At 35.9% G+C, this 24,033-nt stretch carries 19 protein-coding genes; 10 read left to right on the top strand and 9 right to left on the bottom strand.

Going from position 1 to position 24,033, the window contains the following annotated elements; genetic code table 11:
- Positions 1 to 99 precede the first annotated feature (99 nt).
- Entirely contained in the window at positions 100 to 723 is a 624-nt protein-coding gene (locus J3U14_RS04190) for a hypothetical protein (RefSeq protein ID WP_267350443.1), read from the top strand.
- An 11-nt stretch (positions 724 to 734) separates the two neighbouring features.
- Here J3U14_RS04190 and glnB read toward each other — a convergent pair whose 3' ends face one another.
- Positions 735 to 1,073 carry a nitrogen regulatory protein P-II gene (gene glnB / locus J3U14_RS04195; protein ID WP_065558663.1) on the bottom strand — a complete coding sequence of 113 codons (339 nt, stop codon included), beginning with the start codon at positions 1,071 to 1,073 and terminating at the stop codon, positions 735 to 737.
- A 23-nt stretch (positions 1,074 to 1,096) separates the two neighbouring features.
- The gene (locus J3U14_RS04200) at positions 1,097 to 2,698 is read right to left on the bottom strand and encodes an NAD+ synthase (protein WP_267350441.1); all 1,602 of its coding nucleotides are present in this window, start codon (positions 2,696 to 2,698) and stop codon (positions 1,097 to 1,099) included.
- A 120-nt stretch (positions 2,699 to 2,818) separates the two neighbouring features.
- Here J3U14_RS04200 and aroB point away from each other — a divergent pair, with 120 nt between their 5' ends.
- Positions 2,819 to 3,898 (top strand): 3-dehydroquinate synthase, encoded by a 1,080-nt coding sequence (gene aroB, locus J3U14_RS04205; protein WP_267350439.1) that lies wholly within the window; start codon positions 2,819 to 2,821, stop codon positions 3,896 to 3,898.
- 470 nt (positions 3,899 to 4,368) lie between these two features.
- Positions 4,369 to 5,454 (top strand): 3-deoxy-7-phosphoheptulonate synthase, encoded by a 1,086-nt coding sequence (locus J3U14_RS04210; RefSeq protein WP_267350438.1) that lies wholly within the window; start codon positions 4,369 to 4,371, stop codon positions 5,452 to 5,454.
- 51 nt (positions 5,455 to 5,505) lie between these two features.
- On the opposite strand, the gene purL is transcribed toward J3U14_RS04210, so the two are convergent.
- Positions 5,506 to 9,408: a phosphoribosylformylglycinamidine synthase gene (gene purL / locus J3U14_RS04215; protein ID WP_267350436.1), complete on the bottom strand. Its 3,903-nt coding sequence runs from the start codon at positions 9,406 to 9,408 to the stop codon at positions 5,506 to 5,508.
- 605 nt (positions 9,409 to 10,013) lie between these two features.
- On the opposite strand from purL, the gene J3U14_RS04220 reads away from it, so the two are divergent.
- Both J3U14_RS04220 and J3U14_RS04225 read left to right on the top strand, forming a co-directional pair.
- The gene (locus J3U14_RS04220) at positions 10,014 to 12,341 is read left to right on the top strand and encodes a DUF2339 domain-containing protein (RefSeq protein WP_267350434.1); all 2,328 of its coding nucleotides are present in this window, start codon (positions 10,014 to 10,016) and stop codon (positions 12,339 to 12,341) included.
- A 243-nt stretch (positions 12,342 to 12,584) separates the two neighbouring features.
- Positions 12,585 to 13,103, top strand: a complete 519-nt coding sequence (locus J3U14_RS04225; RefSeq protein ID WP_267350432.1) for an endonuclease V — start codon at positions 12,585 to 12,587, stop codon at positions 13,101 to 13,103.
- A 50-nt stretch (positions 13,104 to 13,153) separates the two neighbouring features.
- Here the strand turns inward: J3U14_RS04225 and glnS are convergent, their stop codons facing one another.
- The 3 genes from glnS to J3U14_RS04240 all read right to left on the bottom strand — a co-directional run bounded on the left by glnS (position 13,154) and on the right by J3U14_RS04240 (position 17,067).
- On the bottom strand, positions 13,154 to 14,830 hold the full coding sequence (glnS, locus tag J3U14_RS04230; protein WP_267350431.1) for a glutamine--tRNA ligase: 1,677 nt from the start codon (positions 14,828 to 14,830) through the stop codon (positions 13,154 to 13,156).
- Between the two features lie 168 nt (positions 14,831 to 14,998).
- Entirely contained in the window at positions 14,999 to 16,342 is a 1,344-nt protein-coding gene (locus J3U14_RS04235; RefSeq protein WP_267350429.1) for an ATP-binding protein, read from the bottom strand.
- The gene (locus tag J3U14_RS04240; protein WP_267350428.1) at positions 16,339 to 17,067 is read right to left on the bottom strand and encodes a winged helix-turn-helix domain-containing protein; all 729 of its coding nucleotides are present in this window, start codon (positions 17,065 to 17,067) and stop codon (positions 16,339 to 16,341) included. The genes J3U14_RS04235 and J3U14_RS04240 overlap by 4 nt, the downstream gene beginning before the upstream one ends.
- Before the next feature lie 159 nt (positions 17,068 to 17,226).
- Here J3U14_RS04240 and J3U14_RS04245 point away from each other — a divergent pair, with 159 nt between their 5' ends.
- The 4 genes from J3U14_RS04245 to J3U14_RS04260 are packed head-to-tail and all read left to right on the top strand — an operon-like array spanning position 17,227 to position 19,557.
- Positions 17,227 to 17,955 (top strand): MtnX-like HAD-IB family phosphatase, encoded by a 729-nt coding sequence (locus J3U14_RS04245; protein ID WP_081299083.1) that lies wholly within the window; start codon positions 17,227 to 17,229, stop codon positions 17,953 to 17,955.
- Positions 17,956 to 17,967: 12 nt separating this feature from the next.
- Positions 17,968 to 18,801 (top strand): alpha/beta hydrolase, encoded by an 834-nt coding sequence (locus J3U14_RS04250; RefSeq protein WP_267350426.1) that lies wholly within the window; start codon positions 17,968 to 17,970, stop codon positions 18,799 to 18,801.
- The gene (locus tag J3U14_RS04255) at positions 18,801 to 19,157 is read left to right on the top strand and encodes an EamA family transporter (RefSeq protein WP_065558652.1); all 357 of its coding nucleotides are present in this window, start codon (positions 18,801 to 18,803) and stop codon (positions 19,155 to 19,157) included. The genes J3U14_RS04250 and J3U14_RS04255 overlap by 1 nt, the downstream gene beginning before the upstream one ends.
- A 1-nt stretch (position 19,158) precedes the next feature.
- On the top strand, positions 19,159 to 19,557 hold the full coding sequence (locus tag J3U14_RS04260; RefSeq protein WP_267350424.1) for a DMT family transporter: 399 nt from the start codon (positions 19,159 to 19,161) through the stop codon (positions 19,555 to 19,557).
- A gap of 60 nt (positions 19,558 to 19,617) precedes the next feature.
- Here the strand turns inward: J3U14_RS04260 and J3U14_RS04265 are convergent, their stop codons facing one another.
- Genes J3U14_RS04265 through J3U14_RS04275 form a run of 3 tightly spaced genes read right to left on the bottom strand, consistent with a single transcriptional unit; the run spans position 19,618 to position 23,020 of the window.
- Positions 19,618 to 20,490 (bottom strand): arginase family protein, encoded by an 873-nt coding sequence (locus J3U14_RS04265; protein ID WP_267350423.1) that lies wholly within the window; start codon positions 20,488 to 20,490, stop codon positions 19,618 to 19,620.
- Positions 20,487 to 21,563: a GNAT family N-acetyltransferase gene (locus J3U14_RS04270; RefSeq protein WP_267350422.1), complete on the bottom strand. Its 1,077-nt coding sequence runs from the start codon at positions 21,561 to 21,563 to the stop codon at positions 20,487 to 20,489. The genes J3U14_RS04265 and J3U14_RS04270 overlap by 4 nt, the downstream gene beginning before the upstream one ends.
- A gap of 47 nt (positions 21,564 to 21,610) precedes the next feature.
- A complete protein-coding gene (locus J3U14_RS04275) occupies positions 21,611 to 23,020 on the bottom strand; it encodes an aspartate aminotransferase family protein (RefSeq protein ID WP_143425959.1) in 1,410 nt (469 codons plus the stop codon).
- A gap of 171 nt (positions 23,021 to 23,191) precedes the next feature.
- Here J3U14_RS04275 and J3U14_RS04280 point away from each other — a divergent pair, with 171 nt between their 5' ends.
- Positions 23,192 to 23,941, top strand: coding sequence for a MipA/OmpV family protein (locus J3U14_RS04280; protein ID WP_267350419.1), 750 nt, complete (start codon positions 23,192 to 23,194; stop codon positions 23,939 to 23,941).
- Positions 23,942 to 24,033: the final 92 nt, after the last annotated feature.

Below are 24,033 nucleotides of genomic sequence, written 5' to 3' on the forward strand. Positions count from 1 at the left end.
CCAAAAGAAAAGTAGCTTAAAGATTGTTATTCTGACTTAATAATTATACAATCTGTTCCAGTAGATTTTATTAAATTCATTTTGTCTTTATCCATTATCATGATTAAAAAAATTTTTGGTTTATTTTCTCTATTTTTTTCGTTTGTGGCATCTGCTGATCGACAACCACTAATAGATTCGTTCGTCCTGTGTAATCCAAATTTTTTCAATACTGTTTATAGCAATAAAGATGAGTTAAAACGTTTTACCAATGTCCAAATTTTTGACGGTAATCTGGCTTATATTCCTGTCACTAATCGATTTGATACGGGTAAAAATTTTATGTATTTTTCGCTGCCTATCAAATACAAAAATTTAACCATAAAAGGTTACTATGACAGTGCAATGGATTTAGGTAAAATTGGCAAATATTATTTTTGGGGATTCATCATTGATAATGATATTAATCAGATCAAAAATACATTAAATTATCTCAACTGGAAAAACATGGAAGATAACCAGCTTTATATTGCCAATCCTAAAATTCGGAGCCTCAATGATGATAATCAAGTTTGGCATACTAATACAGGTACTGTTGTTGGTGTGAAAACGATTCCTGCACCAAATACGATTGAAAAATTGTTATTACTTGAGAAAAACGGCAGTATGACTTTACTTATGTGTTCGATTCAAGGCGCCGTCACATCTGAACTGCTTAGGCGAGAACGCCCTGATATCCAGTAACATTTGATGAATTAAATTGCTAACTCGTCCATTTCACCCGTTCGAATACGTATTACTTGTTCTACGTTATACACAAAAATCTTACCATCCCCAATTTTTCCTGTTTGTGCTGTTTTCATAATTGTTTCAATACACATTTCCAAAATATCATCAGGAACTATCAGTTCAATTTTTACTTTGGGTAAAAAATCCACCATATATTCAGCACCACGATAAAGCTCGGTATGTCCTTTTTGGCGACCAAAACCTTTAACTTCGGTCACCGTCATACCAGTAATACCTTGATCAGCAAGCGCCTCTCGAATGTCATCTAATTTAAAGGGTTTGATAATCGCTTCAATTTTTTTCATCTCTATTTGCCTTTTATTCGATATTACCAATTCTTAAATCCAAAAGCAGAAGTAATCGGATAGCGTCTGCCTTTACCAAAGTTACGTGCCGTAATTTTAGGTCCTACTGCTGATTGGCGTCGTTTATATTCATTAATATCAACTAATTTTATGACTCGTCTTACTGTTGATTCATCATAGCCTTGCTCAACCAGTTCTGCAACGGAAAGATCCTGCTCAACATAGCCTTTTAAAATACCGTCTAAAATATCATAAGGAGGTAAACTATCTTCATCTTTCTGATCAGGTGCAAGTTCGGCAGAAGGCGGACGCGTAATGACGCGTTCTGGAATAACATAAGATCGTGTATTTCGATATTTGGATAATGCAAAAACCAAGGTTTTAGGTACATCTTTAAGTACATCAAATCCGCCTGCCATGTCCCCATAAAGCGTGGCATAACCGACCGACATTTCACTTTTATTACCCGTTGTTAACACCAGTCTGCGACGTTTATTAGAAAGTGCCATTAAAATGACACCCCGACAACGGGCTTGTAAATTCTCTTCAGTAGTATCTTTTTGTGTACCGGCAAACATTGGACTTAAAGACGACATAAATGCATCAAACATTGGTTCTATTGATACAATATCAAATTCTACACCTAAAATTTCGGCTTCTTCTTTAGCGTCAGCGATACTGATATCAGCAGTATATCGAAACGGCATCATTACCGCTTGTACTTTATCTTTACCTAGCGCATCAACCGCAATGGCGAGTGTTAAAGCAGAATCAATCCCTCCTGAAAGCCCTAATACTGCGCCTTGAAAACCATTTTTCGTAATATAATCACGTGTCGCAAGCACTAACGCATCATAAACAGAAGCTAAATCATGATTCTGACGAATTTCCAATGCTGGATGATCGAGACCAAATTCAAAATGAGTAATTTGTTCTTCAAAATGATTAAGTTGACAAACAATCTCACCTTTTTCATTGCAAACAAACGAACCGCCGTCAAAGATTAACTCATCTTGCCCTCCAATTTGATTAACATAAACAATCGGTAGTTGTGTTCGTGTAGCATGATCTTGGATCAATGCTTGACGATTTTTCTGTTTTTGATAATCATAAGGAGAAGCATTTATTGTGATCACCAAATCAACTTTTTGTTCACTAAGCTGATCGATAGGATCATTTTGCCAAAGATCTTCGCAAATCAATAAACCTATTTTCTTTCCTTTGAAAGAGACAACACCGCTTTGATTTCCGGCTGTAAAATAGCGCTTTTCATCAAAGACATCATAGTTTGGCAATAGTTGCTTATGATAACAAGCCAACTGTTTTCCTTCAGAAAAAAATGAAAGTGAATTATAGATTTCTCCATTTTGCCAAGATGGATGACCTACTATAACAGCACACTGCTTGCTTGCATCTTGAATAGACAATAATGCTTTTTGGCAACGAGCTTTAAAATCGGAGCGGAAAATAAGATCCTCTGGTGGATAACCACATAAAGCCAGTTCAGAGAATATAATCAGGTCGTGGCATGAATGGCGCTTGATCAGTTCAATGATCTGCTCAGTATTGCCTTCTATATCACCCACACGCCAATTTTTTTGTGCTAAAACAATAGATATAGCCATATAAAATTTAATTTCATAAAACAAAATTGCCGATAAGTTTAAATGATTCTATGTTGCACTGCCACATTTTTATCGCTAACATGCAACATTAACTCGACTTGAACTTGTTTGGAAATAATTATGCAAAAAATTCTAAATGTGGCACTAGCAAAACGTAGCTATCCCATCACTATTGGTGAAAACCTTCTTAATGAATTTGAACATTTTAAACTTCAAGCAGGTCAACGGGTAATGATTGCAACAAATGAAACCATTGCACCACTTTATTTGCAAAATCTAATCGACATGCTTAAAACGCATGGCATTGAAACGGATTGTGTTATTGTTCCTGACGGTGAACAATACAAAACGATGGAAACATGGAACAAGATGTTAACGGCGTTACTTGCCAATAACCATACCCGTAATTCAATCCTGATTGCATTAGGTGGTGGCGTGATTGGTGATGTAGCAGGATTTGCAGCTTCAGCTTATCAACGTGGTATTCAATTCATCCAAGTACCCACGACGTTACTTTCCCAAGTTGATTCATCGGTAGGGGGTAAAACCGCGATTAATCACCCATTGGGCAAAAATATGATCGGCGCATTTTATCAGCCGCAAGCAGTTGTCATTGATCTTCATTGTCTAAAAACGCTACCACAGCGTGAACTTTCGGCAGGTTTAGCAGAAGTGATTAAGTATGGCATTATTTTAGATAGTGATTTTTTTAATTGGTTAGAGCTGCATATTAATGATTTACTCAATTTAGATGTAAATGCACTAAGTTACTGTATTTATCGATGCTGTGAGCTTAAAGCCCAAGTGGTAGCCGCAGATGAAACCGAGCAAGATATGCGAGCAATACTAAACCTTGGTCATACTTATGGACATGCGATCGAAGCCGAACTTGGCTATGGCAATTGGCTACATGGTGAAGCTGTCAGTGTGGGAATGGTCATGGCTGCGCATACTGCATCCATACTGGGTAAACTTTCAGTGACAGAAGTCGATCGCATTAAAAATTTACTTATAAAAGCCAATCTACCCGTTGTTAGACCAACACAAATGTCGATTGAATCTTATATACCACACATGCTCCGTGACAAAAAAGTCTTATCAGGCAAACTGAGATTAGTGATTCCAACCCAGATTGGTCATGCTGAAGTGATTGATGGAATTGATAAAAATGTAGTCATACAATCGATAGCGCGAACTTAAATTGTACTAATTAACTAATAGTGACGTTTTTATCGTTATTAATCCATGCACGAATAATATTGAGCGATTAAGTCACTATCAGGTTTTATTAGCGCCTATTTATAAAAATGAGATTTATTACCGAATATATTCCCCCTTAAAATTTATTAATATAAATGAAATATCACTTCCCTCCTGCAATTATTCAAAACATTAACAGCAGGTTTTAAAGCCTGTGTCATTACACCTATATCGATTAATCTATATAGGTTGTAAAAAATTAATTACAGTTAAAATAACATTATCCATCTATTCATTGTAATCTATAAAAAACAGATAATTTATAGATACAACACATAAAACAATCTTTATTATTTAAGATTTAAAAAATTTAGTTTACTACATTGTATTTTTGTGTTTACATATTGTCCGTTTATGTAATAAATATTTTACATATAAAATATTTAAATGACTCTCATAAGGAATGCAAAATGTTAAAAGATACACTCAATAATGTCCGAATTCGAGATGAGCACATGTTAATTACCCCTGAAGAAATAAAAGCGCTTTACCCTTTATCACCTGAGTTAGAAACCCAAATTGCATCATCACGTCAAACCATAGTTGATATTTTAGAACGCCGAGATCACCGCTTATTAATTGTATGCGGCCCTTGCTCTATTCATGATACTGATGCTGCCATTGAATATGCACAAAAGTTAAAAACACTAGCTGACGAAGTTAAAGATAATCTATTTATTGTTATGCGTGTCTATTTTGAAAAACCACGAACCACTGTTGGTTGGAAAGGTATGATCAATGATCCGCATATGGATAGTTCGTTTGATATTGAATTTGGTCTAAAAAAAGCACGTAAATTATTACTTGATATTATCAAAATTGGGTTACCAATCGCGACCGAAGCTCTCGATCCCAACACACCGCAATATATTGGTGATTTAATTAGTTGGGCTGCAATTGGGGCAAGAACAACAGAATCACAAACTCATCGTGAAATGGCATCGGGTCTTTCAATGCCTGTTGGTTTTAAAAATGGGACTGATGGTAGCTTAGATGTCGCTATAAATGCGATGAAATCGGCTTCTATGGCACACCGTTTTGTCGGGATTAATCAGCAAGGACAAGTTACCGTACTTCAAACACTTGGCAATCCAAATGGACATGTCATTTTACGAGGTGGTAAAGCACCTAATTTTGATGCTGAAAATGTTGCACTCTGTGAGATCCAAATGCAAAAAGCAGGCTTACTACCTAATCTTATGATTGATTGCAGCCATGCTAATTCTAATAAAGATTATCGAAATCAACCCATTGTTGCGAACTCAATCATTGACCAAATTGAACAAGGTAATAATGCTATTATTGGTGTGATGATTGAAAGTAATTTAAACGAAGGCAATCAATCTTCCGAGCAACCAAAAGAAAACTTTAAATATGGTGTATCGGTGACGGATGCTTGTATTAATTGGGAAACAACCGATCAGCTGTTACGAAAAATGAATACTCTTTTAGGAAAACCATTACTTAAGCGACAAAAACAGTCACTACAATCATAAATATGTTAGTTTAGATAAAATGCTATCGCCGACAATTTGCCGGCGATTTTTTTAGCCTAGTTGCTTACGTGCATTACGGAAAATACGCATCCAAGGACTATCTTCTCCCCAATTTTCGGGATGCCATGAATTGGTTACCGTTCGAAACACTCGTTCAGGGTGAGGCATCATAATCGTTGCTCGACCATCTTGTGATGTGACAGCAGTTATTCCATTTGGTGAACCGTTAGGATTAGCCGGATATTGCTCGGTCACTTGTCCAAAATGATCGATATAACGAACAGCAATTAAACCTGATGCTTCTAACGCATTTAGATGCGCTTGATCACGCGTTTCAACTTGTCCTTCACCATGTGAAACTGCGATTGGCATATGCGAACCTGCCATATCACTTAATAGTAAAGAAGGGCTTTGTTGAATTTGTACCAAGCTAAAGCGAGCTTCAAAACGTTCCGATACATTACGAACAAAACGAGGCCATAATTCTGCACCAGGGATCAAATCCTTCAAATTTGACATCATTTGACAACCATTACAGACGCCTAATGATAAAGTGTTATCACGTTGAAAGAATGTTTCAAACTCTTGTCGAACTTTTTCGTTAAACAATATTGATTTTGCCCAACCTTCACCTGCACCTAAAACATCACCATAAGAGAAACCACCACAAGCAACCAATGTACTAAATTGACTCAATGATACACGACCTTTTAATAAATCCGTCATATGCACATCAATGGCATCAAACCCCGCTCTGTCAAATGCAGCAGCCATCTCAACATGGGAATTAACGCCCTGTTCACGTAAAATGGCGACTTTGGGTTTAACGCCTTTAACTATATAAGGAGCAGCAATATCATTCTGAGGATCAAAGGTAAGTTTTACACTTAAACCAGGATCACTTTCGTTTTGTTTCGCTTGATGTTCTTGATCTGCACATTGTGGATTATCACGTAGACGTTGCATCTGCCAGGTGGTTTCAGCCCACCATGTTCGTAACGTGGTACGTGATTCACTGTAAACTACAGCTGAGTTGTTGCGAATAATAAATTGTTGCCCCGTCTTTGCTTCACCAAGCACATGAACGGTATGTGACAATCCATATTGATTAAAACATGCCATGACACTTTCCAGATGCTCGTTTGCCACCTGAATGACAGCACCCAGTTCTTCATTAAACAGGGTGGCAATCATATCGTGACCTAATGCTGCAATATCAACATCAATCCCACAATGACTGGCAAAAGCCATTTCAGCTAATGTGATAATTAATCCGCCATCTGAGCGATCATGGTAAGCAAGTAACGCATCTTGATTGATAAGCGTTTGGATAGCCCGATAAAAAGCTAAAAGCTCTTTAGCATCATGTACATCAGCTGTTTTTTGCCCTAAGTGACGATAAACCTGTGCCAATGCAGTCGCACCCAGTGCTTGATGACCTTTGGAAAGATCAACAAGTAATAAAGTATTATCAACATCAACTCGTAATTGGGGAGTTACTGTTTTACGAACATCTTCAACACGAACAAAAGCTGAAATGACTAACGATAATGGTGAGGTTACCGATTGTTGTTCACCATTTTGTTGCCATGTGGTTTTCATCGACATGGAGTCTTTACCAACTGGAATGGCCAACCCTAATATTGGGCATAATTCTTCACCAATTGCTTTTACGGCATGATAAAGTCCAGCATCTTCACCTGGGTGGCCTGCTGCAGCCATCCAGTTAGCTGAAAGCTTAATTCGCTTGATATCGCCAATGTTAGTTGCCGCTATATTGGTAATGGCTTCACCCACGGCAAGTCTTGCCGAGGCAGCAAAGTTAAGTAAAGCAACCGGTGCCCGTTCCCCCATTGACATGGCTTCACCATAATAACTATCTAAACTCGCCGTTGTCACAGCACAATCAGCGACCGGTACTTGCCATGGTCCAATCATTTGGTCTCGTGCAACCATACCAGTAACAGTGCGATCACCGATAGTAATTAAAAACGTTTTTTCAGCAACGGTCGGTAAATGTAAAACCCGTTTAACCGCATCATATAAATTGATATCAGCCGTTGAAAAATTATCGCCATGTGCTTGTTGTGTTTTGACTTCTCTTAACATTTTAGGTGTTTTACCCAATAAAACATCTAAAGGTAAATCGATCGGATTATTATTAAAATACTCATCATGTAGTGTCACCGTTTTATCAAACGTAGCTTCACCAATTACCGCATACGGTGCGCGTTCACGTTGACAAAGTTCATTAAATACATCAAGACTATCTGGGTGAATGGCGAGAACATAACGTTCTTGTGATTCATTACACCAAATCTCTAGCGGTGACATTCCGGGTTCATCACTTAAAATTTTCCGTAATTCAAATTGACCACCACAGCCACCATCACTGACCAGCTCTGGCATTGCATTTGAGAGACCACCAGCCCCAACATCGTGAATAAATAAAATAGGATTATTTTTGCCAAGTTGCCAACACCGATCGATGACTTCCTGACAACGACGCTCCATTTCGGGATTATCACGCTGCACTGATGCAAAATCTAAATCTGCATCAGATTGTCCCGATGTCATTGAAGATGCCGCACCTCCTCCTAAACCAATATTCATTGCCGGACCGCCTAACACAATTAACTTAGAGCCAGCAGGAAACTCACCTTTTTGAATATGTTCTCGACGAATATTGCCCATGCCTCCGGCAAGCATTATTGGTTTATGATAACCACGAAGCTCATAACCATTGTGGCTATTAACGTATTCTTCATAGGTACGAAAATACCCCAATAGCGCAGGGCGACCAAATTCATTATTAAATGCAGCACCACCTAATGGGCCATCGAGCATAATATCTAACGCACTGACAATTCGGTCAGGTTTACCAAAATCGTGTTCCCACGGTTGCTCAAAATGGGGGATACGCAAATTGGAAACTGAAAATCCGACTAAACCCGCTTTCGGTTTTGCGCCTCGTCCGGTTGCGCCTTCATCACGAATTTCCCCCCCACTACCCGTTGCTGCGCCTGGCCAAGGTGATATCGCTGTGGGATGATTATGTGTTTCAACCTTCATCAAAATATCGGCATATTCCTGATGATAACTGTAGGTTTGATTACCACTATCAGCGAAAAAACGTCCAACTTGAGAGCCATCCATCACCGCCGCATTATCTTTATATGCAGAAGAAACATAATCGGGTGTCTTTTCATAAGTATTTTTAATCATTTTAAACAGCGATTTAGGCTGTTTTTCACCATCTATAATCCAATCGGCATTAAAAATTTTGTGTCGACAATGTTCTGAATTTGCTTGGGCAAACATATAAAGCTCGACATCCGTTGGATTACGATTGAGTTTTTGGAAGTTTTCAATTAAATAATCTATTTCATCTGACGCTAACGCTAAGCCTAATTTAATATTTGCCGCTTCTAATGCCTTACGCCCCTGACCTAACAAATCAATAGTAGTCACAGGAACAGGTTGTTCGACTTTAAATAACTGTTCTGCTTGTTCCAGACAAGTCAAAACTGTTTCCATCATTCGATCATGAATGAATGCCAAAAAATCATTTTTTTGTATATCAGTCAACGGTGAACTCGTTTGAATATAATAAGCAATGCCTCGCTCAATGCGTTGAATTTGTCGTAAACCACAATTATGCGCTATATCGGTGGCTTTTGATGACCATGGTGAAATTGTCCCTATTCTTGGTATAACTAAAAAAAGCGTTTTGTTTGATTTGTTCGAAATAGTGATCTGAGCCGATTTCGGCCCGTATTGTAATAATTTCTCAAGGGTTAGCTGCTGGGCAGAAGTTAATTCACCTTTCAAATCAATAAAATGCAAATATTGTGCTTCAACACTCATAATAGGGATAGATTGTTCAGAACAAGCAGAGAGAAGTTTATGAATACGAAATGCAGATACAGCAGAAGAACCAGCTAAAATTTTCATGCTAATTACTCTTTTTAAGCCAAAAATAGGTAAAAAATAGAGTAATAGTATAAAAGAAAGTAAACAATGTGGCTATCTTTAAAACATTTATTGTGTTGTAATTCACCTTGTTATTTGTTATCGATTACATATAATATACCATAACTAATAAAATAATATCTCGGAAATATAAGAAATATGATAAGCACATTTACAATACTATTGATTTTCATTGTACTGATCTCAATAGTGATAATAATCAGTTCGTGTTTAAATTCAACCTTAGACAATTTACAATCTCAAATTAATGAGCTAAAAAAAAAATTCAACGTTATGAATTAACAGAAAACAATACTAAGTCGGTAGAATCTGATCTTGTTCATTCCAACCTCAAAGCCACTATTGAACAGGATGTAAAAATCGCTGAAAAAAAATCTGAATATGTTGAGCAATCAGAAAACACCAATGTTTCGCAACTACAACTAACGAATATTCAACCTGTAACGTCAATCCAAACATCACAACATCAACAATGGGAAAGCTCACAATCAAGAAATCAATCAACCAAACAAGGCAAAACCCCCAGTGTTATCAATTCGTTTTTTACCTGGCTTTTTCAAGGCAATTTGATAGCTAAAGTTGGCATTATTATCCTATTTTTTGGTCTTTCATATTTATTTAAGTATAGTATTGAAAATCAATTAATCTTACCTAATGTTCGTATCGTTGGTGCACTGATCTTAGGTTTAGTATTATTTGTGTTTGGTTGGTATTTACGCACAAAAAAACGGATATATGCCCTAATATTACAAGGCGGTTCTGTAGGTATTTTATATTTAACTATATTTGCAGCCTGTAGACTTTATGCACTTATTCCATTCTTAGTTGCTATTATTTTATTAATCACCCTCTGTTCAGTGAGCGTTTTATTCGCTGTTTTACAACGCGCAATGAGTTTGGCAATTATTGCCAGTATTGGTGGCTATCTAGCCCCGATATTGTTATCAACAAATTCAGATAATCACATTACATTATTCAGTTATTATTCCGTCATTTCGAGTGCAATTTTAGTAATTAGTATTTGGCAATCATGGCGAATACTTAACTTAATAGGATTTGTATTTACTTTTGTAATTACCTCATTATGGGGAATAATTAATTTTCGCCCCGAGTTTTATACTGAATGCCAGTTTTTTATCATCGTTAACATGATAATCTATGGCATTTTAGCTACCTCATTAGCTGGCCCTAAAACTAATAAAAAAAATCATCCACATATTATTGATATTATTTTATTTTTTGGCACCCCTATAACTGCCTTTATGTTGCAATATGCTATTACGCGACAATGGTCGCTTGGACCGACATTTTCTTCGTTAGGATTTGGAATATTTTATTTAACAATATTTTTTATCACGTTACATTATAATCGATTTACATCAAGAACAAGTTCATTGTTTGGTATTGCAATAGGACTCTCTTTTATTACATTAGCGATTGCTCTTTGGTTTAATCTTGAATGGACAGTATTAATTTGGTTTTTTGAAGGCACTGCATTAAGTTGGGTAATGCTCAATAACAGACAGTTCAAATTTGCCATGCTAGGGGCATTCATTAATGCATTTAGTTTGCTATACTTCTGTAATAATTTGCCTAATTTAGTCTTTACCGTCACAGAAAATATACTCTTTTTAGGATTGATTAGCCTGATTTTACTAATTAATGCTCTTATTTGGCACTATTACTGTAATCAAAATAATTTGGGTAACATTTTCAAAATCGTTTTTTTTGTATTGGCTAGCCACGCTTGGGTAATCTGGATTCTATATAGTATTATAAGAATTAACCAAATAACACATAAACTACCAATTTTACTCTTAGCTTTCCTAATTGCTACATGGGTCTGGTATTACATCGGTCAAAAACTAAAATGGACTATGCTCAAATTTGCTGTTTTACTGCTCTGGCCGATCATGTTATTTTTACTATTAATCAATGAAACGTTCTTGTTTAATACGAATTTATTGACGACTAACTGGAACATGGTTTGGGCAGTCGCCTTTTTGAGTTGCTATTTTTATTTGTATATCATCAAAGACAGATTAATTAAGGTTCAAAATTATTTTTATTTAATCCTGCATATTAGTTTGTTTTTGATGACTTTAGATTGGTTATTCTTTGAAATTAAGAATTGTTTAAGTTTATTACCACTAGGCTTAGAGACTATTGAATACGGTACATTATTCTTCCTGGATAGCGGTATTGTATTATTATTTTATCTTCTTGTTAAAAAAAGATTATTAACTCATTTTGCGATTAGTAAAACTTATTGGTTAATAGGTTTAGCCCCTATCATAATTTCTTTATTTGTGAAATTATTCACATTTATCTTTTATAGTGGTCAAATAATCAATTGGCCTTATATACCAATATTCAATCCGCTTGAATTGAGTGCAATTTTTGCCTTACTCATGATTCGAATTTGGATAAAATTCAGCGCTTATTTCATACAATTTGATGATCAGAAAATTAGTCTGTCTAACATTAAACAAAAATTGCCTAATTTTGCTACCATACTATTAATTGTCATGGCTTGTTTATGGACTAACAGTATGATTTTGAGATGCTTAAGTCAATGGCTTGATATACCTTGGTCGTTTTATCAATTATGGAATTCCAAAATCATTCAAGCAACAATTTCACTTTTATGGACGCTTGTTGCCGTTGTCTTAGTCACTATTGGTCATCGTTATCAACAACGTATTACATGGTTTACAGGAGTAACACTCCAAACTATTGTCGTAATCAAGTTAATTTTGATTGATAGCGTTGAACTTGAGGGATTATTGAAAGCATTTGCATTTATTGCTATAGCAATACTGATGCTAGTCATCGGTTATTTAGCACCATTACCGCCAAAAATAAAGGTTGAGAATAATGAGGCTAATAAATAGTAAATTATATATTTAACATAGGGTTAACTAACCCTATATGTTAGATTATTATTTCTATTTACATAGCTATTTCTCATTATGAATATAAAATGAAGTATAAAAATTAAGTTATTTATAATGTTAAAAAAACAAAATTTAATCAAATTAATCACTCCAATTATTAAAAATACTGACTTGTTTTACTAAATTAATCTCAGTATATTGATTTAATGATCAATAAGTTTTATCGAAACGGAATTTAATATGATACTTGCAATTGATGTTTATTATATCGATACTCGAGCAAAAACAGTGGGGGTGTTATTTAATCATTGGTGCGATTCAAAATCTGACATTCAAAATATAATCACTGACTATCAAGATAATGTTGCACCTTATCAATCTGGTCAATTTTATCAACGTGAATTACCTTGCATTTTATCCCTGCTCAATAAAGTTGATCTTAGCAACATTTCAACAATTGTCATTGATGGTTATGTGCATTTAAATGGGGGTAAAATAGGTTTGGGTGGGCATTTATATAATGCTTTAAATAAAAAAGTACCTATTATCGGCGTTGCTAAAAAACCTTTTGCTGGAAATAGTGAATATTTAATGGAAGTTGTCCGAGGTCATAGTAAACATCCGCTTTATGTAACCTCAGTTGGGGTAACGCTAACGAGTGCTGCTAAAAATATACAATCAATGGCAGGTAAATACCGAATGCCAGATATCCTCAGTTATTTAGATCAACAAACAAAATTGTTTAAAATCGGTGAGTAATCACATTTAAAAAGTGATTTGCCGACATGATATCGGCAAATCTGGTCAATTTAAGCTTCGTTCCAACTATCTCTTAACCCAACCGTTCGGTTGAATACTAAATTGTCATCGGTTGCATATTTACTATCTAAACAGAAGTATCCTTCACGTTCAAATTGATAAGCATGTCCAACTTCAGCATTTTGTAAACTTGGCTCAACAAAACCCTGTTTAACGATTAAAGAGCTTGGGTTAATGGTTGATAAAAAATCGTCTGCTGCCCCAGGATTAGGCGTATTAAATAAACGATCATAAAGACGAATTTCTGCTGGTTTACCAAATTTGGCTGAAACCCAATGAATAACGCCTTTAATTTTACGTCCATCTTCCGGATTTTTATTTAAAGTGGCAGGGTCATAACTACAATAAATCGTTTGAATATTGCCTTGTGAATCCTTTTCAACCCGATCAGCACGAATGACATAAGCATTTCGTAAGCGTACTTCTTTACCCAATACTAAGCGTTTGTAATTTTTGTTAGCTTCTTCTCTAAAATCAGCACGATCGATATAGAGCTCACGAGTGAATGGCACTTCACGATGACCAAGTTCAGGACGATTTGGGTGATTAGGTACGTTGAGAACTTCATCAATTGTTTCAGAATAGTTTTCAATTACCACTTTAACAGGATCAAGAACAGCCATCGCTCGCGGCGCGTTTTCGTTAAGATCTTCACGGATACAAAATTCAAGCGTACTCATCTCTACCGTGTTTTCTTGTTTCGTCACACCAATTCGACGGCAAAACTCTCGAATTGAAGCAGGCGTATAACCTCGACGACGGAGACCCGAAATAGTTGGCATCCGAGGATCATTCCAACCATCAACGATTTTTTCTGATACGAGTAAATTTAATTTCCGTTTAGAGGTAATAGCATACTCTAAATTTAATCGAGAAAACTCATATTGATGTGGGCGAGCTTCAATCGTTATGTTATCTAATACCCAGTCATATAAACGACGATTGTCTTGAAATTCAAGCGTACAGAGTGAGTGAGTAATATTTTCAATCGCATCAGATATACAGTGGGTAAAATCGTACATTGGATAAATACACCATTTATTGCCTGTTTGGTGATGTTCTGCAAATTTAATACGATATAACACCGGGTCACGCATAACAATGAAAGGTGAAGCCATATCAATTTTTGCTCTTAAACATGCTTTACCTTCAGCAAATTTACCTTCTTTCATTTGAATAAATAATGCTAAATTTTCATCAATGCTACGATCACGATAAGGACTATTTTTACCCGGTTCTTTCAACGTGCCACGATATTCACGAATTTCATCAGGCGAAAGCTCATCAACATAGGCTAATCCTTTATTGATTAACTCAATCGCATATTCATATAATCGGTCAAAATAATCAGATGAGTAACAAATTTCACCATCCCACTCAAACCCTAACCAACGAACATCTTCTTTTATCGATTCAACATATTCGACATCTTCTTTAACAGGATTAGTATCATCAAAACGTAAATTACATTTACCTTGATAATCCTGAGCAATCCCAAAATTTAAGCAAATTGATTTGGCATGACCAATATGCAAATAACCATTTGGTTCTGGAGGAAAACGTGTATGCGTCGTTTTATATTTTCCTGCTGCAAGATCTGCATCGATAATTTGACGTATAAAGTTAGTTGGACGTGTCTCTGTCTCGGTCGGTAGTGAACCGCTCATAAAAACCTCTGATTGTTGTTAACTAATACAAAATTTTAACTATTAGTTTGGTTACTTATCTCATTTGACTTGAGAATATAACAAATTTTTTGTTTTTCTGAAATGAAAAAACAGCATGATTTGAATTGATATGCTTTTCTGTTTTCTAAAAACGAATTCCCAATAAAATTATTCTTCACCAGACTTTATTGAAACAACAAATCTTGCACCGCCTAAAGGGCTAGTGACAACAAATGCTTTCCCATTATGAAACTCTGCCATTAATTTTACATAAGCTAATCCAAGACCATATCCACCTGTTGAACGAGTTCGACTGGTATCAAGCCTTGCAAAAGGCATAAAAATTTTTTCACGTGCATCAAACGGGATACCGGGACCATCGTCATCAATCTCTATAATAACTCGATTGTTCTGTTTTGTAATATTTAAAACCGCTTTATGCGTTGCATATTTGAACGCATTAAGTAATAAATTCTTAACTATGGTTTCAACCAGATTAGTATCAATAAGCGCTTTTACGTCTTGACTGTGACAAACTAACTCAAATCCTTTAGGTTTGAATAATTCGAGAGATTGACAAACTTTTTCCGCCCACTGCTTGAGTGATACCGACGTTAAATTTAACTCAATATTACTTTGCTGCATTTTAAAGTAACTTAAACTGGCATTAATGAGCGTTTCAAGTTCATTAATATCATCGCTCATTCCTTTTTGCAGCAATAACTTTTCTTGTACATCATCACATTCTTCGAGCATACTGAGCTCAAATCGCATACGAGCCAGTGGCGTACGAAGTTCATGCGCCATTGCATGCGAAATGGTTTGATTAGTGCTAACTAAATGCTCAATGTGTGTTCCCATATTATTTAACACATTTGCTAACGGTTTAAATAACCAGCCTTTAACATTTTCAGTGCGCGCTTTAAGGTTTCCTTGACCAAGCTGTTCGGCTGTCTGTCTAATGCTAACCAAATCCTTCCAAACAGCACTAAACGCAAAATAGATTAAAATAAAAAAGACAATTGCACTAAAAAGCGCCCAAATAACGAGAAAAACACTTAAAGACATCGTGTTTGATTCTAGAATATCCCGCATCATAATAGGGCCTAGCTGAAGAAGATGCCCCTCTTTTAAATCAATATAGACCACTTCTTTGTCACCATCATAGGCAAATCCAAGTTCTGCTAGCTCTTTATTGATGGAATGGGGTAACGAAGTATGACTCGGTAAAACTTCAATCGGATACCCAAAATAGGGTTGCAGTTCATCTACCACTTCTTGCAGAGGACGATCTTTATTCTCATTAATTTGCATTCGAATCAGATTGACCGTACCTCGTTGTGATTCACGAAAGACAATGTGGTCATCAGGAATATCCGTTAATGAAGAAGGCAAAGAATCAAAAACGAGTAGTGCACCATAGGCAATAATACATTGTAGTGAAAGTAAGATAACCAGATAAAACACAATCCGACGATTAAAAAACAGCGGTTTTGCTAATAATTGTCTCAATGATTATCCCCTTCTCTCATAAATAGATAACCTTTACCTCGAACCGTTTTAATACGTGAAGGGTTATCAGGATCATCAAGTAACTTACGTCGTAATCGAGAAATACGAGCATCGATAGAACGATCCGTTCCATCAAAATCTATACCTCGAACTTGAGAAAAAATATCATCACGAGATAAAATTTTACCTGCATTATTCGCCAACAACCAAAGTAGATCGAACTCTGCTGTGGTGAGATCGATTTCTTGACCTTCAAGTAATACTTTTCGATTTTCATCATCGATAATCAGATTATCAAAAATCAACGTTTTATTATTCGTTGCCGTGACGGGATCTTTATTTACTTCTTTCTCGGATTCAATTTGCTTTCGTCTTAGTAAAGCTCGAATGCGTGCCAATAATAACCTTGGCTCGACTGGTTTTGCCAGATAGTCATCTGCTCCCAATTCCAAACCGACAATTTCGTCAATATTATCTTCACTCGCCGTCATGATAAGAATATAGTTTGTAAACCATGTCCGTATATCTCGACAGATATCAAAACCAGATTTTTCGGGAAGCATCACATCTAAAATAACCAAATCGGGATTTATTTCTTGAATTTTTTCTTCTGCACCTTCACCACTATTATGCCAATCAACAAGATATCCCTGGCGAACCAGATAAACTTTTATTAAATTAGCTAACCTTTGATCATCTTCAATGATTAAAATACGTTCACTCATCTTAGGTTCTCATTACCGTAAATTGTGCTAAAAGAATCCTTATTATACAGACAATTTTAACTCCGTTACAAAATATATACAAAGAGCCTACAATGTTCAAAGCGACTCTGTGAGAAAATTTGCGCCAATATATATAAATAGACTATTTTTATTTCAAATATGAATACTTTTTCATCAATTACTAGTCATCTATATACACCATCTTATACACAACATCAAACTCCTATTGTTTTGTGTGACTTCGATGGCACCATAAGTGTCAAAGATGTAACAGATACATTGCTGAGTCATTTTGGTCAAGATGGTTGTGATGAGCTTGAAGAGTTATGGGTTAACGGTAAAATTGGCTCCCAAGAGTGCATGAGTAAACAAATTGCCTTAATGGATGCCAGTTTAGATGAACTCAATCACGTTTTATCACAAATCGAAATTGATTCAACGTTTAAATCATTCATTGATTATACTGAACAGAATAATATCCCAGTTCATATTGTGAGTGATGGGTTAGATTACGCAATTCAATTTGTTTTAAAACGACACGGTATAACACATATCCCGATATATGCCAATAAATTAATGCATGATAATGGGCGTAGTTGGCGTCTTGAGTTTCCTTATGCGAATAAAAACTGTATTAAACAAAGTGGAAATTGCAAATGTAATCATGTTAAAAAACAACAATTCTTTCCACAAATACTGTATGTAGGTGATGGCACATCCGATTATTGTGTATCTCATAATGTGGACTTTGTATTTGCAAAAGACAAATTGATTCAATATTGTGAAACCAACAAGATTGAACACTGTGCTATTCAACGTTTTGCCGATGTCACGACAGCACTGAAAAAAACTCAAGATGCTCTTATCCCTGTCATGATGGTAAAATAATTAGGAATAATAATGAGTACAATTGAAGATTTATCTTATTTTTTACCGGGTAACAAAAATGGTGTACTTTTGATACATGGCTTAACAGGTACACCCAACGAAATGCGTATTTTAGCTAATGGTTTACATAAAGCCGAATTTACCGTGTATGCTATACAATTAGCGGGTCACTGTGGTACTGAAGAGGATCTTTGTAAAACCACTTGGCAAGATTGGTATCAAAGTGTAAAAGATGGTGCTGATTTTTTAGCAAAACATGTTGATAATGTTTTTGTTGCCGGTTTATCCATGGGCGCACTCCTTGCGCTTAAACTTGCATCAGATAGACCAGAGCAAATTAAAGGTGTGGGTGTTTTAGCACCAACTTTTTATTATGATGGTTGGAGCATGCCATTTTGGGCTAAAAAATTCTTTTTCTTGCTGGTGTATTTGAAAAAACTGGGGCTTTTCCAAAAGGTTTCTTTCATCGAAAAGCCACCTTATGGGCTTAAAGATGAGCGGATCCGAGCCGTTGTATCGGAAAGTATGCTGAGTGGTGATGCGGCATCTGCCGGACTTGCTGGAAATCCTTTTCCTGCACTGGCCGAAATGCAATTGTTAGCTAAAAACGTTCGCCAAGCACTACCTAAGGTGACTTCACCGTGTTTGATTATGCATTCTGGTCATGATGACATAGCTGATATTGAAACCAACGCTAAATTAGTTGAGAAACACGTTTCAGGATCAAAAAAATTAGTGGTACTTAATGATAGTTATCATTTAATTACAATTGATAGCCAACGTCGTGAAGTCATTAAAGAGTGCGCATCATTCTTCAATGAAATAGCAGAAGGAACCAATTCATAATGTCGCTATTAGTGATTATACTTTGGGTTAGTAATATCTGTTTTGATACATTAGGGCAAGTTGCTTTTAAATACGCAGCAACCGCCCCTAATAATCGAGATGGCTGGTATTACTGGGTTGATTTGGCTAAAAATCATTGGATCTGGATTGGTATAATTTCTTACGTTGCAGAATTTTTATTATGGTTAGCATTTTTAACATTGGTTCCGCTTTCTCAAGGGGTGTTGCTGGCATCATTTAATATCATCACCATTATGTTAGTTGGTCGAGTGCTTTTCAAAGAACTATTAACTGTTTACCGACTCATTGGTATGTTACTCATTACTGCTGGCGTAATCTTTGTAGGGATGTCTTAATATGGCTAGATTCTATTTAATCGGTTTTACGGTATTACTTTTTTTCGATACTATTGCACAATGTAGCTTTAAATTAACTGCCATCCATGCCGAACCACTAGCAATGAGTGTTGATTGGTTAGTCAGGGTATTTACTAATCCATGGATATACATCTCTATCGCTGGTTATGTTTTAACTTTTTTTACTTGGATGACTTTATTAAAAAAAGCCCCTGTTGGGCCAGCTTTTGCTGCCTCTCACTTTGAAGTTGTCACGGTTATGATAGCTTCGATATGGCTGTTTCATGAACCAATCACATTATATAAGTTAATTGGCACCATTCTTATTGTATCAGGTATCTTATTTTTAGCTTTAGCGGAAAGCCAATTGGCTAAGCAAAACGCTGATAATCATCAATAAAAGTTAATTCAAACTGTAGTTGATTTCTTAAATAATCAGCTACAGCTTCTAAACTTGTCATTATACTGATAAAGCTTTTAATAATGTTAAATTAAGCTGATGTTGTGCTTGTTGCCAATTGTGTAAGTTATCTGCCTCAATAGTGGGTTGTTTATCTAATGAACTCAGCAACCGTTTGAACCAATTAGAGGGTTGCCATATTGACAATTCACCAGTGATATCACTTGCCACAATACGTTGCTTTAACGAAGTAATGGTATCAAGCAGATGATAAGTTTGTAATTGACCTTGATCCCAATTAGTGTGAATGACCTTTTCACTTAATACATCTTTATCTATCGATAAATACACAGGTTCGGCGCTATGGTATTGTTCGGATAAGAAACTAGCAATCAGATCATCTGGAGTAGAAAAATGGCGAAAAGCTTGCCCCAAACCTATTTTTTTTGCCCACGACACATTGACATCCAAACTCCAATACGTCAGTTTTTTCTGAAAAAGGGGTTTCCATCTATTTTCCCAAAAATGGGAAAGTCCAATATCATGAGATGTGATACCTAACACATGAACATGACTGACAAAAGGTAAACTTGCCACATAGCTAACCCATGAACCACAATGAATACCAAATAAATAGCGCATATTATCAGGATGATTATCAAACACAATCACTTGGATTGGATTATCGGCGGAATAGTGTTTAGCCAACCGTTCAATAAGCAACAATGAAATATGGTGATAATCACCACTTCCCATAAAGACTGTACCATAATGTTCAGGTAAGGATTGCTGTAATTCAGCTTTAAATTGGCAGAATTTTTTTTCAGAGCAACCAAAGCGAATCGTATCTTGCCACTGAGTTACATCAATTATTTTAGCATTATTAATCTCGCCTACACTCTGATCGAAATTGAGTATAATAGGATATGTCATGCTACTTTCTCCTTGTCACTTTCAAAATGACCAATCAATTTGCTTAAAATAAATCTTAATAATGGGTTACGGATGTAAACCAAATGTTTGGTTAAAGTAAATTGCGCACCTAACGATCGTTTAACCTCAGGATCTGTCCAACCCGCAATATAGTGACTAAATCCTTGCTCAATGGCATACTCCAGATTGAAAAACCAACTAACAAAATAAAGATTAAAGTCACGAGCTTGAGGATAAACCAAGCCAATATATTTATCGACCAACATATTATTTACGACAAAGCAGATATTGTAGCCAATTAGTTCATTATCGTGATAATAGGTAAAAATGCGTGCTTGGATAAATTTACTTTGCAGCAATTGAATAAAAAACGGTTTGGTCAGTAAATCAAAATGAACCTCACTCTGTTGATACACATTGAGGTAAAGTTGGTAATAATGATCTAACACCTCATCATCAAAAAAGCACTCATCACCACTATGCAAAACCTTAATCTCTAATTTTTCGCGAGCTTTTAATTTACGTCTAAAATTCTTGCGACGGCTGGACGAAAATCGTGAAAAAACATCATTTAAATCACTAAAATCAATCGGTAACCAAGCTAATGCTTGTCCTTCAACTTCAATAAATCCTCTTGTTTTTAATGCCGAAATAAGCTGGTTCGAATAATGATTGTCTTGTTCGCTAAGTAAAGGCGAGGATAAAGGCAAATCTTTGACAATAACAAAAGGATACTTTTTTGTATATGCGGTTTTAATGTTATCCGCTAACTGTTCTGCTTCTACCTGATCGGTCAATAGAGCATATTCAGAAACGGTTGTTCCTATAAAACAAGTTTTCGGCTGTAACCAATGTCGCCATTTTTTAAAAAAAGGGAGTTTTTGGATCTTATGCTTAAAATCATCATCAGCAGTAGTTAATAAATCAAACTTTGCAGCAAAAGCAGGCACACCATTTTCACTCAGCCACGCCGTAAAATCATGCGGTGGATAAGTCAAAAAATTGTCGACTAATTCATTTGGTTCTAGCTGATTGATGTATTTCATAAATATATTTAAACGATTGGCTATCATGTGCAGTCCCGCCAACATGAGTTGACGGGAAGGTTAGAAATTAACAATTAAAGTTCTTTTTTCGCTCGGGTAATTAACTGATCAAGTAGTTCGATACCTTGATCAATCTCTTGACGAGTAATATGTAGCGATGGAGCAAAAGTGATCACGTTTTTATAATAACCACCGATATCAAGCACCAAGCCCATTTTATTACCTTTCCAATCAAGATCACCTGACATACCGATATCCACCATTTTATCTACTAACGCTTTGTTAGCAGTAAAACCATCTTCGGTACAGATTTCGGCACGAAGCGCAAGACCTAAACCATCGACTTCACCAATCTCTTTATGTTTCTTCTCAAGTGTTTTTAAACCTTCAAGGAAGTAAGCACCGCTTTCCATAACCATGGTTTCGTAATCAGTTTCTGACGTCATTTTTAACACTTCAAGACCAACTGCTGTACCTAATGGATTAGAAGCAAACGTTGAATGCGTTGAGCCGACAGGGAACACCTCAGGATTAATCAACTCTTCACGTGCCCATAAACCACCTAGTGGATTAAGACCATTGGTTAACGCTTTGGCAAAGACAACCACATCAGGTTTAACATCAAAATGCTCAATTGACCAAAGTTTACCCGTACGATAAAAGCCCATTTGGATTTCATCAACAACCAATAAAATTCCATATTGATCTAATACTTTTTTCAAACCTTTAAAGTAGTTACGAGGTGGAACAATATAACCACCCGTTGCTTGTAATGGTTCTGCATAAAATGCAGCATATTCAGCTTGTCCTACTTTTGGATCCCATACACCGTGGTATTCAGTTTCAAATAGACGTGCAAACTCAGCAACTAAGTGTTCACCATACTCTTCTGCGGTCATGCCTTTTGGACGACGGAACGGATATGGGAAAGGAACAAACATAGCACGATCACCGAAATGACCATAACGACGACGGTAACGATAACTAGAAGTAATTGAAGATGCGCCAAGTGTACGACCATGATAACCACCTTGGAACGCAAACATTAATGACTTACCACCAGTAGCATTACGTACTACTTTTAAAGAATCTTCAATACATTGTGATCCACCAACGTTAAAATGAACTCGTCCTTGATAACCAAAACGCTGTTCCATACCTTGTGCAATGGTTTTAGCTAATTCAATTTTGGTTGGATGCAAATATTGGCTAGCACATTGTGGTAAAGTATCAATTTGCTTTTTAAGTACGTTGTTTAATCGCTCATTAGCATAGCCAAAATTACATGCTGAATACCACATTTGTAAATCAAGGAAAGCTTTACCTTCTTTATCATACATGTAGCTACCTTCGCAACCATCAAAAATCTTTGGTGGTTCAACATAATGAACAGTATCACCAAAAGAGCAATATTTAGCTTCATCAGCTAATAATGTTGCATCGTCAGGACGACTATTAATCATTTCTAAAGTTGGTTTACTCATAATTATCTCACTAATCCATATTCAAACACGATAAAATGTGGCATTATTATTCAAGAAAATTGTTTGTTACAATGTACAATTACTGTATAGATTGTGTGACGATAGTATCAAACTCAGCGAAATAATTTTCTGCTAGAGGATAGCATTGTTACCCAAATGGATATAAACCCTATGAAAAAATCACACTGCATAATTCCTATTTTAGCGTTATCTGCATTAGGATTTGGTGAAACCGCATTAGCAGATCCTACTTTTATCGGTGTTGGTGGCGGTTGGTCAAATTCACCTTACAAAGGTTATCGTTCCAGTTACTATCCAGTTCCCCATATCGATTACGATAATGATACATTTTTTATCGATGATCTATCGGCTGGTGTGTATGTTTTTAATAACGATAATCAAAGTTTATCTATCGGTGCTCGTTATCTTGATAATGAATTCAAACCACACGACTCAAATAATCGCCAATTAAAACGGCTTGATAGCCGTCATGCAACATTATTAGCAGAATTTGAGTACTCTATTGATACCAATTGGGGCAGTTTTTCAAGCAGCATTGGAGCAGACATGCTAAATAAAAGTAATAGCATCTTAGTCAATGCCGATTACAGCGTACCATTTATGCTAGGTAATTTAATTATTGTTCCAACAATAGGTATCAACTGGGCAAATAACAAACACAATAATTATTACTATGGGATATCACATAAAGAATCTTCTCGTTCTGGTTTACGCTATTATCATGCTAACGGATCTTTCACACCCTATATCGAAATAGGTGCACAATATGCATTAACCGAACATCTTAATCTGTTCGGTGGCATGCATGTCGACAAATTAACCGGTGATGCAGCTAATAGCCCAATGGTTAACAAAAGCACTGTAACCTCATTTTATATGGGAGTCTCTTATAAATTTTAATTTCAATACTTTTTATTTACCCCATACAATATAGATAAACGATTTAATCAAATTAATCCTGATACAGTTTGGATATCATTAAAATAAATTTA

This window comes from Gilliamella sp. B3801 (assembly GCF_026536645.1).
Taxonomy (GTDB): domain Bacteria; phylum Pseudomonadota; class Gammaproteobacteria; order Enterobacterales; family Orbaceae; genus Gilliamella; species Gilliamella apicola_I.